We start from the raw sequence: 21,041 nt of genomic DNA on the forward strand, positions 1-21,041 counted from the left end.
AAAAGCAAAAACGTTCAGTTTTTACTACAGGACGCTTTGTGGGGAAATTAAATTTAAGCTGGTATTTGCCATAAGTGTATATCTATTGGTAGATTGCTTACGCTTGATTTAGCGCAAAAGCACTTTCAATTAACTGACAGGTTTGAATGGCCTGTTGTTTGTCGTTACAAATAAACTCTATCCGCGAATCTGGTGCGTCATTTAACTCGCTCATGTTTACCGATAAACTGCCATCACTTAAATTACAGGCCATGATGCCTTTGTCGGTAATTAATACCGCTTTTAGACGTTCGACTGCTAATGGGCTGAAAGTATCCATCACTGTGTTAAAGTCAAATCGCTCAGTGGGGGCACAAATCCAACCGTAGGAGTAATACCCATCACGACTGTTTTCAATTTTAATCGAGCCTGTTTTAGGTGCTGCGATGCTTTGAATTGAATCTATTTGATGCGAGTGCTCATGGCCTTGACTGTGTTCAGTGCTAAGACAGCGGTACTTAGAATGACTGCGCAACAGTTGTGGGTTGATTTGACCTTGTTTGGCGAAACTGACTGGTATACCAGTATGGCCTATCTCGGTGAGATAATCGGTGAGTACTGGCAGTAAATCCTCTTGGTATAAATCTGCCTTAGTGACAATAACATGGTCCGCTATTTGTAATTGTTCTTGGAATGGCTGGTGGGCTCGCCAGCGTTTGTCGCTAAGTTTACGAATATCTATCAGTGTAAGAGTAGAGCGAATATCTAACACATCTTGATAGTGTTCTTCGCTCAGGGTTTGTAGTACTTCTTTAGGGTGTCCAAGGCCTGTTGGTTCTATTAGCAATCTGTGAGGCATTGCTCGCGCCAGTAAAAAATTGAGGGCTATTTGCATCGGCAAACCAGAGGTGCAACACATGCAACCTCCGGGCACTTCTTTAATAAATATTTTGTCTTTATCGGGATGAGCCAATAGCGCACCATCTACACCCACTTCACCAAATTCATTGACTAATATTGCCCAGCGCTCCTCTGGTGGTTTTTGCGCCAGTAAGGATTGGATTAAAGTCGTTTTGCCGACGCCCAGCGCTCCCGTAATGATATTAGTAGGAACTTGCTCAATATTGTGCATAGAAACTATCCCATGGACCCGTAATAGCTAAAGTAGTGGTGGGGGAATATAAATTAACAAACAGTACCTTTGCATCGGGTGAAAAACACGCTCCAGCCGGTTCGGTTTGCCAGTGCACTTTTGCAAAGTCGTATATTTCTCCCTGTGGAGTGATCCCTCTAAGGTGGTTGTTTACCGTTTTGGTGTACTGGTCTTCACAAACCAATAAGTGTCCATTGGGAGTAACTACAATGTTGTCACCGTAGTTAAATGTGGCTTTATCATGGCTTTCAACAAATAAAGATAAGGTACCTGTTTGTTCGCTACGGGGTTGTCCTGTCTTCAAAGGCGTTGGAATGTATTGCATTATTTGACCGAGTTTCTTTTTACCGCCGCTGGTACAGCAAAAATACATGTCGTTAGTGCCAAAATGGATCCCTTCACCACGAGCAAATAGGGCTGCTCCTTGAGCAAAACCTCGCTGGCGTAGGTCGTCTTTTGGACTTTCTACATCCTCTAAATCTAGCCATTCACAGGCATATTGTTGCTGTTCTTGCATATAGGGAGTTTGACCATTGCGGGTATCAAATTGTGGTCTACCTGTTACCATTAAGGCTTGTAATTTACCTCCAGCATGCAGATCGCCTGGTTGGTTAGGAATAAAGCGATAAAACAAACTATCTTGTCGGTCTTCGGTCAAGTATACCGTACCCGTGGCTGGGTCAATACACGTCGCTTCATGGTTGAACCTTCCCATGGCTTTAATGGGTTTGGCGGCAACTAATTCTCGTGCTTGGGAGGGCACTTCAAAAACGTATCCATGCTCTTTACCGATAGTGTCAGACGGAGTCGCCACCGACTCTTCACAGGTTAACCAGCTCCCCCAAGGCGTAAGGCCACCAGAACAGTTTCGAATAGTGCCAAGCAATGACATAAATTGCTGTTCCACCCGATTGGTTTTTAGGTTGTAAACAATACTTGAGGTACCGCCGGCCAGTGGCTCGCCTGACGGGTAACTATCGTAAGCTTTTGTTGATAACGCTTGAGTCACTTGCTTCGTTGCTGCGACTGGATGTTTGGCTGGCGATATCTCATGGTTTCTAATCAAAACGACTCGGTCGTTATCCACGGCAAAACAGCCCATACCATCAGCACGATCAGGTACTTGTCGTCCATCATTCATGGTTTCGTCCAATTGAGAAATGACTTGGTAGCTAAATCCCGGAGGTAAGTCGAGAATGCCATTTGTATCGGGGACTAGATGGTTAGGTAATTTGTCGTTGCTTGATGGCAAACCCGCACCTGCTGAGTTGGCTGCCTTTAAGTGTGTTGCCAAGCCACTTAACGCAATCGAAATCATGCCTTGATTAAACTGTCTACGAGTTACCATATTCTTTTTCCTATCCGTTTTTACCACGATCCATACATGGGATTAGGTAATATAAATATATTCTTATTCCAGCGTTTACTGAGTTTTTCTAGGTTCTTAGTGTTAACGTCTTCGGGGCACTGTTGCAGTGCATCCCAGTAGTGTACTTAAACAAAGATAAAGTGCGATTGCTGGCACTGTGTTACTCATGATTTGTCCCTAGCATTAGCTGTGTTAGTGGTAATGTTTTTGAGACTCAAAGCGGGAGCTAAGCCTCGCGATTGAGATGACGAATTGAATCAGGTGCGGTGCCTGATCCAATTCGCCAGATCTTAGCCACTAGTTGGGAAGTGAAAACTAGTGAGCGTGGTCGTGATCGTCATGAGCTTCTTCGGCTATGCCTAACCATGTAATGCTATCAGGTGCAAAGTCTAGCTCAATGTCGCCTTCAATCTCCATGTCTTCTATGTGGATTTGCAGTACATGCTGAGCAATGGGATCAGATACATAGACATATTGACCATTTTGAGCAACTGTCATGCTAAATGACATGCCTTCTGGCATAGTGCTAACATCTTCTTCAGATATATCTATGCTTGTAGCTAGTTCCCAATGGACTTCACCATCGTGATCATGGGGCGTTAATATATTCAGAAAGCCTTTACTGTCTAATACTAGAAAGGCTTCCCCTTCATAGGCAAATGCATAAGATACTGGACTCGCATCAGCGTCAGGTTGCCATTCTAATGTTTCCATTTCAGCATTTTCTGGATCGATTTTGAGAAGAATCGCTTCACCTGCTTCATGACCAGAAGCAATACCGATAAAGGTCTCACTTTCTTCATGTCCATAAATACTGCCTATACGTAAGCCATCTAAGCTAGCGACATTAAGGATTTTTTCTGCTTCGTATTCATCATCGTGGGCATGGGCAGCTAGTATTCCGTCTGAGCAGCCAAACAACACATAGTGGCCGTTTTGGGCGGCACCGTGCAAATCAGGACATAACACATCTAACACTTGCTCTTGTTCGTATTCGTTGTCATGTAAATGATAAACCGCTACTTGGTCAGGCAATATTTTTGCTACTGAGGTACTTTCTGCATCATCTCTGCGTACGGTAGATAACAGATAATCACCTATTGGTTCGGCAACGCCGTGCATGTTCGTTGTGTAGTCTAAAGTGGCGATATCAGAAATTTCAGTGCTGATATCGGTATCTGTTAGCACTTGCACCGCGGCCGGTGTGCTTGAATTGACATCACCATCATAAAACACTGCAGTGTGGCCATCGTGCTTAACGATATGAGTTGGGCGGCTGCCGGTTAGCGTTAAGTCATTCATCTGGGGGATTGTGCGTAATCATGCAAATGTTCGACATGATCTTCGCGCCACATGCCTCCATCGATAAAGCCAACATAGTCATTGTTACGGCTAACGATAACGGCAAAACGGTAATCAGCAGAGGCTGTCAGACTGTTAGAATCATGAGTTAATGAGAAGGTATCTAGCAGTTCACTATTATCTAGATCAATGATTGCAGCTTCGTTACTGTCGCCTGACAATATGGCAAGGCGGCCCATAGATTCAATTGTGTATTCATCATCAGAGTGGTCATGATCATCATCGGTAACAATGGGATCTTTTTCGATAATAGTGGTTTCTGCATCGCCACAACCATAAAGCAGTAAGCTGGCTATAGTCGCGGTTAGTAAATTGAGCGGAAAAGATTTTTTCATTGTGTATTCCTTTATTCAGTAAATGTAATTCTGTATATACCTGTATGCCTTGAAGTGGCACGGTTGGCGGTTTGACTCACCAAGTGCGTGCCATTCAAGGGGATTGGCTTTAGGTATTTATGTTGAGTTGGTAAGGTGTGTATTAAAAGTAACCTCGAACGCCTACCGCTATGTTTCTACCCGGTCTTGGCGCGACATCTTTGATAAATGAAGTGTGCACCCGAGCTTCTGTGTCGGTTAAGTTGTTGCCTTCTAGGTATACGGCCATGTCTTGGTTGAACATAGGGATATCATAAGAAATGCTGGCATCTACCATGGTATAACCATCGGTGACTGTCTCTACTGAGGTAATACGATCTTGCTTTTGATAACGGGTGATATCTAAGTGGACACTTAGCTTTTCATTTTCGTAGCTAAACTGCCCCCCAAGTCGAAGGGGAGGGGTACGTGGTAGATCGCCACCATCTTTTAGGCGTGCCCGAACAAAGTCTGAAAATACAGTTGCCTTGAATTCACTCGTAGCCTGCCAAGCTATTTGCGCTTCAAAACCATGTAAAATCACATCATTTGACTGGAAAATGTAAACTGGCAATTCGTCACTATGTTCGTCTGCAGATTCTTCTGCACCGTGATCATGGTCGTGACCACTTTCGGCAAATAGGCCAGTATCCATTTGGTAGAAGTAATTATCTACTTGGTTATAAAAAATATTAAAGACATAAGCTAAGTCCCCTTGGCTTTTGCGTAAGGTCAAATCAATATTGTTAGCGGTTTCTAAATCAATCGTTTTTTCTGCTAATTCAATATGGGTTTCACCCTCTTCTTGATGCATCCCAAACAAAGCCCCCACTTCATAACTGCCTGTTCCAATATGTGGACCAAAGGATAGTAATTCGGCAGCTGAAGGTGCTCGCTGTGAACGAGAAAGAGAAAGTCCTAGGTTGTAGCCTTCGGTGAACTCCCAAACTAAACCGGCAGACACGCTTACTGGGGTGAACTTGTGGTCTACTGCGAATACGCGAGTAACAGTGCTTTCTTCGTCTGCATGATCGTGGTCATGCTCATCAGCTTCTTCCTCTTCATGGGCATGGGTTTCTAAAGCAGGCAATAGCACGTTGTCTGCTTCTAAAGTGACACGTTCTAGGCGTGCACCGAATTGCAGTAACACGTCGCCAATGTGTTTCTCTTCCATAAGGGCCAGCGCGATAGTTTGTGCTTTAGATGGAGGAGTAAAGGCTTCTTCTCCCTCGGCAGCTACCTTACTATTTTTGTAGTGAAAGCTAACGCCGCCGTTCCAATCAGCGATAGTATTTTGAATAATATCTAGCTTTAACTCTTGGGTTTCATTTTCAAACAAAGTGCCGGTTTCACCCGCTTCGATTTCGGCATGTTCATAATCTGTAAAACCACTGCGTAAGTTGATTTGTTTTATCCAATCATTTTTAACATTGTATTCAGCTAATAGTTGAACTTTGGTTTGCTCAAGATCTGCATATACACTTTCTTCTTCGTGCTCGTGGTCATGATCATGCTCGTGCTCGTCTTCTTCAGCGTCGCCATGGGAGTGGCCTGAACGCCGTATTCACGATTAAATTGTTCAACAGCAAGGCCAACATAACCTTGGTCAAATAAGTAACTTGCGCCAAAAGTAAAGCCGTTTGATTCTTCGGCACTGTTTTCAACTACATAGTCGTGACTTTCGTGCTCTTCATCGTGCTCTTCGTGGTCTGCATCTGCTGCAACGGGTACCTCATAGTCATTTGACTTGCGCCAATAGCCATCAGCGTATACGCCAAACGAATCCGAACCTGTCGTGAGGTTAAACGAGGCCAGTTTTTGGTCATTAACCGAACTATTCTCAAGTAACCATTCGCCCCTTGTGGTGCTATCGGTAGGTACTCTGCCATCTACCACATTCACAACACCACCGATTGCCCCGCTGCCATAAAACAAAGTAGCTGGGCCGCGTAACACTTCAATTTGCTGAGACGTAGATGACTCGGCGGCTACTGAGTGGTCGGGTCCTACTCGAGATACATCACTTACGTCTAAACCGTTTTGGGCGATCAGTACTCTAGGGCCACTTAAGCCGCGAATAATGGGGGTACTGGCTACATTGCCGTGAAAATTACTCTGTACACCAGGATCTTTTCTAAGGTGTCACCTAGGGTCGCAGCTTGTTGGCGACGTAATGTTTCACCGGCAATTACGTTAACCGGCGCGGCCGATCTCCATGACCGACATGTGAATCGGCGTAGAGACAATGTCTATTACTTCAATCGGAGAGCGAGATAAAGTTAAGTTGAGGGTTTTTACTTCATCTTTGGCTAAGTCAATATCTTGATGTAAGTGAGCATAGCCTGAGTACAGCTAAGTGAAGTTCATTTTTGCCGGCGGCTAAATCACTGATAACAAAGCGCCCAGCCTGATCCGTTGTTGCTTGCTTATTACTGCCTTCGACTCTAATCAGTGCATCTGCAATGATTTTCCCATCACTATTTTTTACTGTTCCTTCTAGGGATTGCGCTAGTGCACTGGCAGGTAAAAGCAAACTTACCAATGCTGCTATTCGGGAGATATTGTACATTTAGGCCTCGTGAGTAATGTTATATTGTAACAATTATGGGTCAATGTTATATTATAACAAAAGGCCCTTCAATCATTATTTGTTCTAAGCAAATCTACTGTTTTGATAGGTTCGAGCAAATTAACATTATTTGGAATGTGTCAGATGAGAGCGGAGAAAAAATGAAACCTATTACTAGAGTAGTCAGCCTAGTTCTTGGCTATATGGCAATGTTCACTAGCAGCGTGGAAGCACAGGAACATGTGCACGGTGTTGGCTCTGCTTTTGTCATACAGCAAGGACAGACTTGGCAACTACAATTTATATTACCGGCGTCGGATGCACTGGGATTTGAACATATTCCTGAAGATCAGCAACAGCGAGACAGGCTTGCCAAGCTTAGCCAATCATTCAAGAGAGTAGAAAATCTTATGCACTTTCATAGTAACAGCGCAAGCAAGGGGTGCGAGCAAATAGCGTACCGGCATAATTTACATCAGTTTGACAATGGCCAGTTGCAGCAACGTGAGCATCATCAACACGAACCCGAAGAACACCATGAAGCAGAACATAAAGAACCACACCAAGAACTGCACCCAAATGTAGAGCTCTCTTACACCGTTGAATGCAGCAAAGATCCGAGGCTCTTATCATTTCCAATATTTCAACAAATGCATAGCTTGCAAAAACTTGAGGTGCAGTGGAGCATCGATTCAGGTCAAGGAGCGGTAATGCTCTCGCCCAATATGACCCAATTAGAACTACAGTAATGGCTAATCTTGTAATGTATAAAAAACTACTAAACACGGCAGATCGCTCTGCCATTATTTTATCTTCACTGTGTCTTATCCACTGTTTGGTGTTGCCAGTGATTTTGGTTTTACTGCCTACCTTAACCAGTGTCGCATTTTTCAGCGATGAACGTTTTCATACGTGGTTATTGTATGGGGTGATTCCTATCAGCTTATTTGCCGTCGTGCTTGGTTATTTCCACCATCGGAATCGGTCAGTGGTGTTGGTGACGTCGATTGGGATGAGTGTTTTGATCTTGGTGGCATTGTTAGGCCACGATGTTTTTGGCGAGCAAGGCGAAATTGTGGCTTCGGTGCTGGGTTCTATTCTCGTTGCCTATGGTCATATCAGAAACTTTAAAACCCGCAAACAGTTGCGTCAATGCCATTAGGTGTAGGTAGATAGAGTAACAATACAGCGCCGCCCTCATTTATAAGTAACCTAAGCTCAGGATAAGCCGAGCCTCTGGATAACACTCGATGTAGAAGGTTGAAATTGGAGTATTTATGCAATCTCAAGCACTGATAAAAGAGCAAACAATAGCTAGCCCAGCAAGGCGTTCAGCGTGCGCACATGAGGCCAGTATTCTTACTGACATTTATGATGAGTCGGTCAACTTAGCAGTGTGGCAGAGGCACTTGTCGAGGCAAGTTACAGCCGATGTCAGTGGATTTATCAAGACTGCAAATCATCTTGATCGCTCAGCCTTTATTAGAGCGCAGCATATCGAAGATGATGTACGAGATGAACTGAAACGCACTTCTTTAGGTGATGATTTTATCAGTAATACCAGTGAATTAGTCGATATGTTTTGTACATTGTTTGACCTGGAGCAAGTGGGCTTTCGCATACGTTTACTGGATTTACCCATGTGCCCTCGGTCCCATATAGATCGTGTGCCTTGTCGATTGGTCACTACTTTTTCTGGACAAGGGACTCAGTGGTTAGAAAGTGACAGTATCGATAGAAGTAAGTTAGGTCATGGTAGTCAAGGGCTTGATGATAGTGTGTCGGGTTTATATTCTACAGAAGCCAGTATAAGAAGCATGACCACAGGTGATGTTGCATTACTCAAAGGTTCGGCGTGGATAGGTAACGAAGCGTCCGCTATTGTGCACCGCTCTCCGCCTTATATCACTGGCGAAAAACGCTTGCTGCTAACGCTTGATTTCTTGTCTTAATGCTTTGTGCACAGCATGTAACCCTAATGACTAGTGCGTTCGAAAATCGTCAGGTTGGCCATAAAACTTAGTCACCGAAATAGGTTCGAGTATGTAGGCTGATGTGCCCATGGGATCTTCAAATAACCCAGTCCTTATTGTGCCTGTGAGTGTGTATGCTTGGGCAATGTCTAACTTGCTGAACCCAGGTTCTAAGCGGACAAACAACATTTGATTAGGTGGTGGTGGCGGAAAATGTAAACAGGCACCAAAGTAAGGAACTAAAAAAGTGTTGTACGCTTTTGTCGTCATAAAAATCAATAGGCACGATAAACCCAGATATAGACACCAATAAGTTATCTAAGTGGCTAACGGTATTTGTTGAGTTTAATGCTTGTTGGTAGTTTTCATCGCTAGACGCTTTAATAGAGCGCAGTACTTGCGCGGTCATATCATTTAAATTAGTGGCAGGGGTTTGATAATCGGCAATCACCTTTTGTTCTTTTTCGGGCAATAAAGCAGTCCAACTCAAAGAGGTGATTGGTTGTGTGGTGTACGACGATTGTAGCGTTTCATTTGAGGTGAGATAAAGTGGTGGTTCAACGGTTAGGTGTTGTTTAATCACAGGCCAATAATACACCGCTAAGCATCCAGCGAATAACCCCAGCCCTGTGCAACATACAAAGCCAATAATAGTGGTAAATTTCATCAGGTTTACCGTATGTAAAACGAGGTCTTATTCATAAATTTCAATCTTGTCTATGCTCATCGCGTAAGCAGAGGTACCCGTCATGTTGTTGGTGGTTTCAATGTGTATTGTTCCTTCGAACCAGAACGCTTCTGTTAGTTCTGTTAACTTAAACCCTTTGGGTAGTTTGCCATAAATCATTTGGTTGGGTGGTGGCGGTGGCATGTGCATACACGCCCCAAAATACGGCACGATAAAAAACTCCGTAACATTTTGTTGTTCATCCGAGACTAGCGGCACCATGTAACCGGGGATCCTGACCGCTTTTTTATCAAATTCTGGTATCACCCGCTCTGAACTCAACGCTTGTTGAAATCGATCCATGCTTGGGTTTTCTGATGGTAAAGACAACGAGTCCAGTGAGTCTTGCTCGCTGCCGTCTGCTATGTCGTTCAGATACTCAGGTGGATTGAGCAAGGCGTCTAAATCGTCGCTTGGCATCAACTGGATCCAATCAATTTCTTGGTAACTTTTTGTTTCAGCTGCATTTAAATGCGAAGAAGTCAGCAGTAACATTGACATAATGGCAATGGAAAAGTGCCAACAATGAAAAATTTTGGTAGGTTGCATTATATATCTGTATGGTGAACTATTAAGGATGTTATATCATAACATTAATGTTCATTGCCAGCAGTAGCCGACATCATTAAAGGAAACATTCTCAGTTGAAAACAGTAGAAAACAATGTAGCCATAAACGTAGTCGACGTGGTGCATAAATATACCAGTAGTCAGGATCTCGATACCCAGTTAAGTTTTAAGCAATGGGTGGTAGAGCAAGGGCAACAGGTGTTTTTATTTGGTGACTCGGGGTCTGGTAAGTCGACCTTGTTAAATCTGTTGTCGGGTATTCTAGCGCCTCAACAAGGCACTATTAGATTGTTGGGAACGGATATTGGTCAATTGTCAAATAACCAGCGAGATCGATTTAGAGCTGAAAATATAGGTGTGGTATTTCAGCAGTTTAATCTTATTCCTTACTTAAGTGTGGCCAAGAATGTTGAGCTAGCAGTGTATTTAGCTAAGTCGCCCAAACCAGATCTGGATAAGACCATAAAGCAATTAATGCTGGCGTTAAAGTTGCCTAGTACACTGTTAAATATGCCGGTTGCAAACTTGAGTATTGGTCAGCAGCAAAGAGTGGCCATTATGCGAGCATTTATAAACTCACCAAAATTAATGTTAATAGACGAGCCCACGTCAGCACTCGACAATAGCGCTAAACATGCGTTTATGACGTTACTCTTAGAAATGTGTCAGCGCCATAATACAACTATGGTATTTGTTAGCCATGATCTTGAATTAAAACGTTATTTTTCATTGCATACCGACATTGCATCTTTTTGTCAGGCGCAATCAAGTCGCCAGCTGCCAAGTCAGGAGGAAAACTAATGCTTACGTCCATCGCTTGGCAAAGTTTAGTCAGTCGTCGTAAAACGGTTTTGCTTACCTTTTTGTCGTTAGTGGTGAGCATCAGTGTACTGTTAAGTGTTGAACATATTCGCCTGCAAGCTAAAGAAAGCTTTAACCGCACAATTTCGGGCGTGGATTTAATTGTGGGCGCGCCAAGTGGCGAGTTAAATCTACTCTTATACTCGGTATTCAGAATGGGAAGCCCAACGAATAATATAAAATACGATAGTTTTGCCATGCTTAAAAGTAATCAATCTGTGGTCTGGGCGGTGCCTATTTCATTAGGGGACTCTCATCATGGCTTTCGTGTAATGGGCACTAATCAGGATTATTTTAAGTATTTTAAATATGCTAATAAAAAAGCGTTGGCGCTTACTGCAGGTAAGATTTTTGACGGGCCATTTGCTGCGGTTATTGGCGCGGATGTGGCTAAATCATTGGGTTATCAAGTAGGCGATAAAATCGTGTTGTCCCATGGTATTGGTCAAACAAGCTTTGTACATCATGACCAAGCACCTTTTACAGTTTCGGGCATTATTGGTCGTACAGGTACGCCTGTTGATAAGACAGTACATGTTAGTCTAGCGGCTATCGAAGCGATTCACTTGCCAGCAACACAATTACAAAAACTGCTACAGGAAAGCACCCAAAATAACAGTCAATTAGCCGTGAATAATGAGTATATCCCTGACAGTATTACCGCGGTATTGCTAGGCTTAAATAATAAATTTGCCACTTTCACCTTGCAGCGACAAATTGGTAATTATCAGCAAGATAGGCTAATGGCGGTATTGCCCGGCGTGGCTATGGCTCAACTTTGGAGCTTGATGGGAAATGTCGAAAAGGTGCTGCAGGTAATTGGTTCTTTAGTATTGCTAGCATCATTATTTGGCTTAGCTACTATGTTATTGGCTTCTATGAACGAACGGCAAAAAGAGATAGCGGTGTTTCGAATTTTGGGCGCGTCGCCTAAATTGATTGTCTCTTTAGTTTTGCTGGAGGCGTTAATTATTAGTGTGTTCGCGATAATGCTGTCGTTTTTAGTGGTGACCTTATTATTAACCGCTCTAGACGGTTGGCTAACCGCTGAGTACGGCCTGTTTTTAAATCAGAATGTGTTGACGCAAGATTCTGCTATGTTGGCACTTATTATTCTTGGTGCTACCAGTGTCACTGCTTTGATCCCTGGAATAGAAGCATATAAAAGAGCGTTGCATGGGCAATTGTCAGCCAGATAACAGCTGATTGCTTTGATGCTAATAGCCAGAGGTTAATCATGATTCAAGATTTATCACTAAATAAAGAAAAAGCGGTCGCCTTTTATAAAACAGCCTATTTGGGTGATCCGGCTAAGGCCGTTGAATTATATGTAGGCTCGCAATATATTCAACATAACCCAGTAGTGGCCGATGGTAAGCAGGCGTTCATTGATTACTTTAATGAGATGCATCGGGATTATCCAAACAAGTCTATAGAATTTGTACGAGTCATTGCTGAAGGGGACTTAGTGGCCTTGCATACCCATCAAACATGGCCAGAAGGAGATGAATATGTGACCATGGATTTTTTCCGTTTTGATGATCAAGGCAAAATCGTTGAACATTGGGATGCAATTCAAACTATCCCAGCCGCGACCAAAAATGGTAATCCTATGTATTAATTCAACGTTGTTATTTGAAATTTAGATCGTTGTCTCTATAACAGTGATACCAATTCATATTAATAGGTTAGCTCGTTAAGTGGCGGCTTATGATTGTGGGTTGGTATGAGTTATTGGTCATCGCTAAAATTGGTTAGTCAATCATTTTGGTCGCAACGATTTATTAGCAGTGGGTTGAGCATTAGGTTGATTTATCAGTGGATTTGATCTCCAAACCTATGCACCGTACTCTTTCATCTACAGCAATCAATCCTGTGTGAATCTATTGAAATTTACTAGCATTAACAAACTCGAAAAAACTGCCTTAGGGTTTTGTATTGCTCTGTCTATTCTTGCATTTGTGTTTCCGGAGCTACTTACTCAACAGTTACAACCTGTGATTAATCATGGGCTTGGTTATTTAGGAGCCCCTTTTTTCTATTGGTTAACTTGTTATTAGTCATGGTCATCTGTTTGGCTATCAGTCCTGTAGGTCGTCGCAAAATGGGGGGCCCACAAGCTAATGTTGAATTTACCCTCTTTGGCTGGTTGTCCATGCTCTTTGCTGCTGGTATGGGATCGGGCTTGATCTTTTGGGGCGTAGCTGAGCCAGCATTGCATACTATTCAATCGCCACTAAAAGCAGAGTTGTATGAAAACCCACAAACGAGTGGATTAGCTTTAACCTTAGTGAATTGGGGGGCGCATGCTTGGGCGCTTTATGCTGTATTTGGGTTAGTGTTGGGCGGCTTATCTCGTCAAAGTGCCGAATCGGGTGATCTTAGCGGACCGGTGATAAGTGCCACTAAAGGATTAATGAACAGCAGTGGGCAAATTAAATTGGCGTTTGCTATTAAGCTGGTGGCTATTCTCGCCATATTTTTTGGTGTGGTAGGTACTATAGCCAACTCTACTTTGTTATTGCGTAAAGGCTTAGAAATAGAGTTAGAGGTAGAGTCTGCATTATTATCTGGTTTCATCATTGTCATGTTAATCATGACCTTATACACCCTGTCGGCCACATTGGGACTTAAAAGAGGCGTGCAAGCCTTGAGTAAATTCAATATGTTTTTAGCGGTTGCTTTAATTACAGGGGTATTATTTTTAGTGCCTATACAGCCCATTATCGACACTGCCATTGGTGGTACTTGGGATTATATACAATTGATTACTAATGGTACTTGGCACTTTGCTAGTCAACTTAACGATCCTGAATGGGCTAATGGCTGGACGTACAATTACTATTTTTGGTGGTTAGCTTGGGGGCCATTTGTTGGGGTATTTTTAGCAAAAATTAGTTTAGGGCGACCAGTATGGCAATATATCTTAGGGGTGGTTTTAGTGCCTACTTTGGTGACCATTGTTTGGTTCAGTGTGTTTTCTGGTTCGGCTATCGCTTGGGATATGACTCATCAAAGTGGCATTTTGGCGGCAATCAAAGCTGATTATACCCAAGGCTTATTTGTATTTTTTGCGCAACTAGGCTGGCCAGGGGCTCTGCTAGTATGGGCAAGTCTATTGCTGTTACTCATTTTTGTTGCTACTTCAGCCGATTCTGCTGTATTAGTTATACGCCAGTTAAGCAATGCTAGCGAAACAACAATATGGAGCTTATATGGCTGGTCATTTGCTCTAGGTTTGAGTGCGTATGTGTTGTTGGTTCAGAACAATGAACTGCTAAATCGCAGTATTGCCATTATTGGTGCAATGCCGTTCTTGATTATATTTTTGTTACAACTCATTGGCTTTATCAGAGAGTTGCTGAGTGATATTAAGTCGTGATGCTAGGTTGTGCGTCTTTAGTCTAATAGACGCATACTAAAATGGGTTGCTATAAGTAAGTTGATTTATGTTTTTTTTATTAAGCCATTAATGGCTCTAACTATTAACCTAGAAAAATGACATTATGTTCAAGTTAACTTAGTGTACTCGAGCAAATTCAGAGTGGAGCCTTTAGTTTCACGGCATTTAGAAGGTGAGTATGGCCGTTTCGAAAAAACAGCTTAAAACAGCAATCTATATTAGTATTTTGGTAGGAACAATATTAACCCTCATAAACCAAGGCGAGGCGTTCATAGGTGGCGCTGAAATTAATTGGCTTAAGGTGATATTGACTTATATCGTGCCTTTTTGCGTATCACTATATTCGAGTAGTGTGGCACTTAAGAGTAATAAATAATCACCTTAATTTTTGAACGGCTTCAACCGTTCAATTTTACAATGGAAAAAGTGCATATGTTAAATAACCTCAGTATTAATAAACGTTTACTTATTGGTTTTAGCCTGATTACGTTACTGATGATAGTGCTCACTTTGGTGGGGATCTATCGGGTGAACATGATTGGCGATACCTTAACCACCATGACTAACGTTACTGTTGTTAAACAACGTAATGCTATTAATTTTCGGGGGAGCGTGCACGATCGCGCCATTGCTGTTCGCGATCTAGCTACGGCTGTTCGGCCAGAAGAAATACAAGTGCATATTGAAGATATCAATCAATTAACTGATTTTTATCGCTCGTCACATAAAAAGATGCAGGCAATGATCGCTGCAGGTGTTTCTTTTAGTCGGCAAGAACTCTCGTTACTAAAACAGCTTGATACTATTCAATTAAAAACAGAAGCACTGATTGCTGAAGTCATTGATAGTAAATCGGGCAGCTCAAATGTAGCAAGTTTGTCGTTACTCAAAAACGGTGGTAGCCAACTCTTTGTAGAATGGCTTGATAATATAAATGCATTTATTGATTTACAAGAATCGAAGAATATTGCCGCTACCAACGAAATTTTAGACAACGCTGCAACCTTCAAAACCACAATGTTGGTGTTAACGCTCAGCGCTATGATACTGTCAATTTTGGTGGCTTATATCATGGCTAATAGCGTAAAAGCGTCACTAGGCGCTGAACCATCCATCGCGGCACAGTCTTTATCAAAAATCGCTGAAGGGGATTTATTAGAGAATATCAACACCCCTTACGAACACAGCATGTTAGCTTCTATGGCGAAAATGCAGCAACGATTGCGCCACACTGTGCTTGAAATAATTGCCGCTTCTAAAGAGTTAAAAGTACAATCTACAACTGTGACTAATGGGTCGAAAGATATTGTAGCATTGGCTCAAGAGCAAGATAAATTAACGGTGAGTACCCGCTCTAATTTGAATGACATTAAGATTAATATTGAAGGCGTGTCCACTACAGCAGCTAAAAATAAAGACAATGCAAAGCGTATGGTCGAAAAAGCAAATAATGGGCTAGACGCCATGTCTTTAAGTGTTGAAGCGATGCAAAATGTAGCTAACACTGTTACCCAAGCGGTAGAGCAAATTAGTAAACTTGAAGCGTTGACCAAGCAAATTGGTGGTATTACAAATGTTATCAACGGTATTTCTGATCAAACGAATCTATTAGCGTTAAATGCTGCAATAGAGGCGGCTAGAGCAGGGGAGTCTGGTCGAGGTTTTGCGGTGGTAGCAGATGAAGTTAGGCAACTAGCATTGCGCACTGGAGAAGCAACAAACGAAATTCAGTCAACCATTGAAGATGTACAAAAAGAAACATCTCAAGCTGTAAGTGTGATGCAAGATACTTTACCTAAAGTAGAAGATGGCCAAACAAAAACTGAAAACGCGATGAGTCTGTTGCAAGAAATAGAAGCTAATGCCAATAATTCATTTAAAAATGCCACAGTGGTTTCTGATACCGCTATTGATCAGGTATCTGTTATTGGCAGTATTACCGAGGTTATGGCAGATATTGATGAAATCAATAAGAAATCGGTCTATTTGTTAGAACAAAATAATGTGGCAACTATCGTCCTTGATGAGTTGGCAGAAAAGCTTAATAAAGAAGTTGGGTTCTTTAAAGCGACGTAGAGCAAGTTTACAGCAAAGCTTACATCAAGCCCCATAGATGGATACGCCTATGGGGCTTTTTACATTGGCCAACTAAAATAGCTAATACCCCTAACCTTCGCTGAGTGTACATAAACTGATTGTAGTTGGTAAAAAATCAATATTAATAAATGAAATTGATTATCAATCAGTATATAACTGATAATTATTATCAACTTTATTGGTGCTATGGAAACGATGTTGAATCTGCAACGGTTATTCTATCTTTGTGTAGTGACGTGTTTATGTTCTTCGCAGTTAAATGCTAAATCGACTGATGTGCGGGTGGTCACCCAAGCGCTAAAAAGCACAGCCTTAGTGACTGAACTTGTTTTAAGTGGCACCGTACGGCCCCTGCATAGTGCTGAACTGTCGGTAGCTACAGAGGCGCTCGTTAGTGCTTTACACGTAGAAGTAGGCAGCAAGGTTAAGCAGGGCGATTTGCTGCTTGAACTAGACGCGGAGCTAGCTAAGCAACTTCATATAGGTGCATTAGCGCAGGTGAGTGCTGCCGAAGTAACACTAAAAGAAGCGCAGCGTGTGTTGGACGAAGGGTTGCGCTTACTGCAACAAAAACATGTTACTCAAAGCGAAATTAGTTTGCGGCAGAGTAATGTCACTATTGCTAAGGCTCAACTAGAACAAACTACATCCGCTGCTCGGATAGCTAAAAAGCAATTGGATTACCATAGACTTTATGCGCCGTTCGATGGGGTGATAAGTGCGCGTTGGACAGATCTTGGTCAATGGCTGTCAGTGGGCGATCAAGCCTTTACCTTAGTGTCGTTAGATAACCTTCGACTAGATGTCCGTTTGCCTCAAGAGCAATTAGCAAATATTGATCATTTACAATCGGTGACCATTCAACCAGATAGCCATCCAAAGTTAAGCATTGCAGCTAGTATTGACACCTTAGTGCCGGTAGGTGATGCATCACGTAGTTTTTTACTGCGTTTATCTAGCAATCAAAAAACATCGGCTCTATTGCCCGGAACGTCTGCCAATGGGTTGTTCAAATTTGCGCATTCAAAGGTGGCAGTAGTGCTTCCTCGGGATGCACTGTTGCGCAATGCTGATGGCAATTACACTGTATTTATTGTTGAAGATGGGATTGCCAAAAGGCGCAAAGTCACGTTAGGACCAGCAGGCCAAGACGGATATTTAGTTGAGGAAGGTTTGCAACCCGGAGAACAAGTGGTGATCCGTGGAAATGAATTACTAAGTGAAGGTAGCCCAGTGATCATTACTAACCGTTCGGGTCTTGCACCATGATAGATAAAGCTGTCAGCCAGGGACGTTTGTTAAGTGTAGTGGTACTGATAATTTGTATTCTAGGTTTAGTTGCTGCTCAGCGAATGCCAGTACAAATGATCCCTAACCTCGAAACACGGATTATCAGTATCGAAACGGGTTGGCTAGGGGCGACACCGCAAGATATTGAAAAAGAAATCTTACTTGAGCAAGAGCGCTATTTACGTTCATTACCCAATCTGAGCCGGATGGAATCGTTTGCCAAAATGGGCGAGGCAGTAATTGAGCTAGAATTTCCTTTTGGCGTTGATGCCAATGAGGCATTGATCCGTGTGTCTAATGCCCTTAGTCAGGTCCCCAATTACCCGGAAAATGTTGACCAACCTCGTCTGTTTAGTGAGTCCTTCTCTGAAAACGCCTTTATGTATTTTGCGGTATTCCCCAAGTTGGGCAATCCCCACCAGTTAGATATGGACATGATCAGCGACTTCATTGATGACAATGTGCGACCCAGAATGGAGCGGGTTGCTGGTGTATCACAAGTCAATATGAATGGCACATTGCGACAAATACAAATTCATGTGGATCCCGCTCGGCTAGCGCAACGAAACATTAGCCTAAACGAGGTGAATTCTGCGATACGAGCACGTAATCGAGACATATCAGCCGGTGATATAAATGACGGCAAACGACGATATTTATTACGAACTAAAGGTCGCTTCGCTGAAGTTGATGATCTAAAAACCCTGATATTAGCCCACAGAGATGGCAGCAATATCCGTTTAGGCGATGTAGCTGATATTCGTCTTGATCATTACGAAAAACGTGGGGTGGCCGTAGTGAATGGCGAACCTGCTTTTACCTTATCGGTTAAACGCGAACAAGGGTCTAACGTCATTGATATTAAACGGGCCATGTTGGCAGAGATTGAAAAAATCAAAGTGGACTTGCTTGAGCCTAATGGTATGCGAATTTACATGACTGGCGACGATGTGCGCTATGTAGAGTCTTCTGTCAGCAATGTGTTTACTAATTTATGTTTAGGCGCGTTATTAGCGACTATTGTCATGTATTTGTTTTTACGTTCTGGGCGCGCCACCCTTATTTGTTTAATGGGGATACCTGTTTGTACCATTGCTTCTTTTATTGGTTTAGCGACCTTTGATCGCACCATAAACGTGATTTCATTGGCTGGTATTGCCTTTGCTATTGGTATGACAGTTGATAATAGCATAGTGGTGCTAGAGAGTATCGAGCAAGCCAAACGGCGTGGTTTAGAACGTATTCAGGCTGCGGTTGTGGGTGTGCGTGATGTGTGGACTGCGGTATTGGCTTCTAGCTCAACCACGGTATTGGTGTTTTCTCCTGTACTTTTTATTGATGAAGAAGCAGGGCAATTATACTCAGATATCGCTTTAGCTATATCAGCTTCTATCATTGCCTCTATGTTGTTTGCTTTATTTATTGTACCAGCGGCCAGTGCTGCCATAGGCGGTCGAGTGGTTGAGCGAAGCGAAGCAAATAAAAATGCGGGGATCTTGGGGCTTACTCGGTGGATTTGTTACAACGGTAAACGTCGCTACGGGACTATGCTGGTGTGCCTTTTTGCCAGTTTAGGTTTGGCCATAATACTGATGCCTGCCGCAGAGTATTTGCCTGAAGGTGAAGAACCCAAAGCATTCAGTAAAATGGTTGCTCCGCCTGGTTATAATATTGAGGAAATGCAGCGCATAGCTGATGAAGTGCAGGTAGAGCTAGACCGTGCTCAAGCCCTCAGCGATGAAGAGTATGATCCAAGTACACATTTACTGCCCCCGCTAAAATACTATTTAATGCGCGTGAGTGCCGGCCAGCTCTGGGTGATGAGTGAGCCGGTCAATGGAAAGAACATTGATGTGATGATGGGCGCGATTGTTAACTTATTTGAGAGTTACCCAGAGCATGCGCGCGTTTTCAGCACGGGGCTCAATAATATCTAGCAATCAAGGGGGAACTCGAGCGGTAGAGCTGAGTATTACTGGGCCAGATTTAGCAGAGTTGTATGACACTGCTCGCCATGTCATGACACGCGCAAAATCAGTATTTGTAGATCCCAGGATTGACTCGTCACCTGCATCGCTGTCTCTCGACCAGCCCTTAATCGAAATTCACCCCAAGTGGGAACGTTTAGCTGAGCTCGGTTTTGATCCTGCCGAGTTTGGTTTTACCGTGGCAGCCTATAGTGACGGCGCCTTTGTTGGAGAATTTATCGACGGTGACGACAAAGTTGATATGTTTTTGTTTAGTACTGCGGGCAATAATCAGCAGCTCAATAATTTAGCACAAGTGCCTATCCGCGCTCCGAATGGTCAAGTGCTGCCTTTGTCGGCTTTGGCTGAGCTTCGGGAAACCGTTGATAGCGAACAGTTACGCCGAGTAAATGGTCAGCGTACTGTGTCGGTGTATATTATTCCTGCAGATGATATAGCCCTAGAAACAGCGGTGGATAAAGTACGCACAGAGTTGATTTCTGCCCTTAAAGCAAGCGGTGAGTTACCAAACCGAGTGGCAATCAACATTACTGGAGCGGCAGATGATTTGGCTGCCACTCGCAGCGCGCTGTTGAGCAACTTCATGGTGGCTTTGATTTTGATTTATTTACTGTTAGTGATGATATTTTCTCACTGGGGTTACCCGTTACTTATTTTAACCACAGTACCACTCGGCATAGCTGGTGGCTTGGTGGGATTAGTGGCGAGTAATAATGTGGGGGCGCTATTGGCAACCATAGGTTTTGATACCGGCCATCAAGCCTTAGACATGATCACTATGTTAGGTTTTGTCATATTACTGGGCACAGTAGTCAACAATCCTATTTTGATCGTTGAACAAACTACAGGCGTAACTTGCAGGTGCAGAAACTACCCATTTTGCAAGCCGTGCAAGAAGCCGTTGCCACTCGCTTAAGACCCATTTTAATGTCCACTGCTACCACAATATTAGGCTTAGCACCCTTGGTATTTATTCCTGGGGCAGGCACAGAATTGTATCGGGGCATAGGTATAGTCGTTCTGTTCGGGTTGCTGGCGTCAATGCTATTGACCCTAAGCTTCTTACCTTGTTTGTTAATAGAAGTGCTTAACCCCAAAGCATTTTGGCGTAGAAAACCTATGGAATAAGCTGACTTATGGCTAACCCGCAGGTCAGCAAAGCTCATTACTCAACCATGGAGTCAGCAGCCATCCATTGTAAGTAATGGCCAGTACTGCACTGCAATCAAGACACCCATCATTGCGCTATCAAGACAGCCATCATTGCCCTAGAGCCTAAAGGTAAAATTACAGACTGACATCAAAGTCTGTCATCCCTGCATGTTGTTAGCAGGGATCCACATGGCCG

General features: G+C 43.1%; 13 protein-coding genes and 4 pseudogenes. 11 read left to right on the forward strand and 6 right to left on the reverse strand.

The window, feature by feature from the left end:
- Positions 1-97: 97 nt before the first annotated feature.
- The 4 genes and pseudogenes from RS130_RS07175 to RS130_RS07190 form a co-directional block, all read right to left on the reverse strand.
- Entirely contained in the window at positions 98-1,111 is a 1,014-nt protein-coding gene (locus RS130_RS07175) for a CobW family GTP-binding protein (RefSeq protein ID WP_316025381.1), read from the reverse strand.
- The gene (locus tag RS130_RS07180; protein WP_316025382.1) at positions 1,098-2,480 is read right to left on the reverse strand and encodes an alkaline phosphatase PhoX; all 1,383 of its coding nucleotides are present in this window, start codon (positions 2,478-2,480) and stop codon (positions 1,098-1,100) included. The genes RS130_RS07175 and RS130_RS07180 overlap by 14 nt, the downstream gene beginning before the upstream one ends.
- 336 nt (positions 2,481-2,816) lie before the next feature.
- Positions 2,817-4,198, reverse strand: a pseudogene (locus RS130_RS07185) (5-methyltetrahydrofolate--homocysteine methyltransferase).
- 142 nt (positions 4,199-4,340) lie between these two features.
- Positions 4,341-6,785, reverse strand: a pseudogene (locus tag RS130_RS07190) (TonB-dependent receptor).
- A 161-nt stretch (positions 6,786-6,946) separates the two neighbouring features.
- Between RS130_RS07190 and RS130_RS07195 the strand changes: the two are divergent.
- The 3 genes from RS130_RS07195 (at position 6,947) to RS130_RS07205 (ending at position 8,737) form a co-directional block, all read left to right on the forward strand.
- Positions 6,947-7,534: a ZrgA family zinc uptake protein gene (locus RS130_RS07195; RefSeq protein WP_316025383.1), complete on the forward strand. Its 588-nt coding sequence runs from the start codon at positions 6,947-6,949 to the stop codon at positions 7,532-7,534.
- Positions 7,534-7,947: a MerC domain-containing protein gene (locus RS130_RS07200; RefSeq protein ID WP_316025384.1), complete on the forward strand. Its 414-nt coding sequence runs from the start codon at positions 7,534-7,536 to the stop codon at positions 7,945-7,947. Before RS130_RS07195 ends, RS130_RS07200 begins: the two co-directional genes overlap by 1 nt.
- Positions 7,948-8,062: 115 nt before the next feature.
- The gene (locus tag RS130_RS07205) at positions 8,063-8,737 is read left to right on the forward strand and encodes a DUF1826 domain-containing protein (protein WP_316025385.1); all 675 of its coding nucleotides are present in this window, start codon (positions 8,063-8,065) and stop codon (positions 8,735-8,737) included.
- A 30-nt stretch (positions 8,738-8,767) separates the two neighbouring features.
- Here RS130_RS07205 and RS130_RS07210 read toward each other — a convergent pair.
- A pseudogene (locus tag RS130_RS07210) lies at positions 8,768-9,425 on the reverse strand (DUF3299 domain-containing protein).
- Between the two features lie 27 nt (positions 9,426-9,452).
- Positions 9,453-10,034, reverse strand: coding sequence for a DUF3299 domain-containing protein (locus RS130_RS07215; RefSeq protein WP_316025387.1), 582 nt, complete (start codon positions 10,032-10,034; stop codon positions 9,453-9,455).
- A gap of 95 nt (positions 10,035-10,129) precedes the next feature.
- On the opposite strand from RS130_RS07215, the gene RS130_RS07220 reads away from it, so the two are divergent.
- From RS130_RS07220 to RS130_RS07250, 8 genes and pseudogenes are all read left to right on the forward strand, one after another.
- Positions 10,130-10,855 carry an ABC transporter ATP-binding protein gene (locus RS130_RS07220; RefSeq protein WP_316025388.1) on the forward strand — a complete coding sequence of 242 codons (726 nt, stop codon included), beginning with the start codon at positions 10,130-10,132 and terminating at the stop codon, positions 10,853-10,855.
- Positions 10,855-12,114 (forward strand): ABC transporter permease, encoded by a 1,260-nt coding sequence (locus tag RS130_RS07225; protein WP_316025389.1) that lies wholly within the window; start codon positions 10,855-10,857, stop codon positions 12,112-12,114. Before RS130_RS07220 ends, RS130_RS07225 begins: the two co-directional genes overlap by 1 nt.
- A gap of 38 nt (positions 12,115-12,152) precedes the next feature.
- Positions 12,153-12,536: a nuclear transport factor 2 family protein gene (locus tag RS130_RS07230; RefSeq protein ID WP_316025390.1), complete on the forward strand. Its 384-nt coding sequence runs from the start codon at positions 12,153-12,155 to the stop codon at positions 12,534-12,536.
- A 420-nt stretch (positions 12,537-12,956) separates the two neighbouring features.
- The gene (locus tag RS130_RS07235) at positions 12,957-14,297 is read left to right on the forward strand and encodes a BCCT family transporter (RefSeq protein WP_316025391.1); all 1,341 of its coding nucleotides are present in this window, start codon (positions 12,957-12,959) and stop codon (positions 14,295-14,297) included.
- A 199-nt stretch (positions 14,298-14,496) separates the two neighbouring features.
- Positions 14,497-14,694: a nitrate/nitrite transporter NrtS gene (gene nrtS, locus RS130_RS23700; protein ID WP_428982740.1), complete on the forward strand. Its 198-nt coding sequence runs from the start codon at positions 14,497-14,499 to the stop codon at positions 14,692-14,694.
- 56 nt (positions 14,695-14,750) lie between these two features.
- Positions 14,751-16,394, forward strand: a complete 1,644-nt coding sequence (locus tag RS130_RS07240) for a methyl-accepting chemotaxis protein (protein ID WP_316025392.1) — start codon at positions 14,751-14,753, stop codon at positions 16,392-16,394.
- Between the two features lie 216 nt (positions 16,395-16,610).
- Positions 16,611-17,684, forward strand: a complete 1,074-nt coding sequence (locus tag RS130_RS07245) for an efflux RND transporter periplasmic adaptor subunit (RefSeq protein WP_316025393.1) — start codon at positions 16,611-16,613, stop codon at positions 17,682-17,684.
- Positions 17,681-20,821, forward strand: a pseudogene (locus RS130_RS07250) (efflux RND transporter permease subunit). The gene RS130_RS07245 and the pseudogene RS130_RS07250 overlap by 4 nt, the downstream one beginning before the upstream one ends.
- The last annotated feature ends 220 nt before the right edge of the window (positions 20,822-21,041 follow it).

The organism is Paraglaciecola aquimarina, from assembly GCF_032464635.1.
In the GTDB taxonomy this organism is placed as follows: Bacteria; Pseudomonadota; Gammaproteobacteria; order Enterobacterales; family Alteromonadaceae; genus Paraglaciecola; species Paraglaciecola aquimarina.

Excerpts from the sequence above, each read along its gene's own strand:
- RS130_RS07175 (WP_316025381.1), bottom strand. The coding sequence starts at position 1,111 with ATGCACAATATTGAGCAAGTTCCTACTAATATCATTACGGGAGCGCTG.
- RS130_RS07180 (WP_316025382.1), bottom strand. The coding sequence starts at position 2,480 with ATGGTAACTCGTAGACAGTTTAATCAAGGCATGATTTCGATTGCGTTA.
- RS130_RS07195 (WP_316025383.1), top strand. The coding sequence starts at position 6,947 with ATGAAACCTATTACTAGAGTAGTCAGCCTAGTTCTTGGCTATATGGCA.
- RS130_RS07200 (WP_316025384.1), top strand. The coding sequence starts at position 7,534 with ATGGCTAATCTTGTAATGTATAAAAAACTACTAAACACGGCAGATCGC.
- RS130_RS07205 (WP_316025385.1), top strand. The coding sequence starts at position 8,063 with ATGCAATCTCAAGCACTGATAAAAGAGCAAACAATAGCTAGCCCAGCA.
- RS130_RS07215 (WP_316025387.1), bottom strand. The coding sequence starts at position 10,034 with ATGCAACCTACCAAAATTTTTCATTGTTGGCACTTTTCCATTGCCATT.
- RS130_RS07225 (WP_316025389.1), top strand. The coding sequence starts at position 10,855 with ATGCTTACGTCCATCGCTTGGCAAAGTTTAGTCAGTCGTCGTAAAACG.
- RS130_RS07230 (WP_316025390.1), top strand. The coding sequence starts at position 12,153 with ATGATTCAAGATTTATCACTAAATAAAGAAAAAGCGGTCGCCTTTTAT.
- nrtS (WP_428982740.1), top strand. The coding sequence starts at position 14,497 with ATGGCCGTTTCGAAAAAACAGCTTAAAACAGCAATCTATATTAGTATT.
- RS130_RS07240 (WP_316025392.1), top strand. The coding sequence starts at position 14,751 with ATGTTAAATAACCTCAGTATTAATAAACGTTTACTTATTGGTTTTAGC.
- RS130_RS07245 (WP_316025393.1), top strand. The coding sequence starts at position 16,611 with ATGTTGAATCTGCAACGGTTATTCTATCTTTGTGTAGTGACGTGTTTA.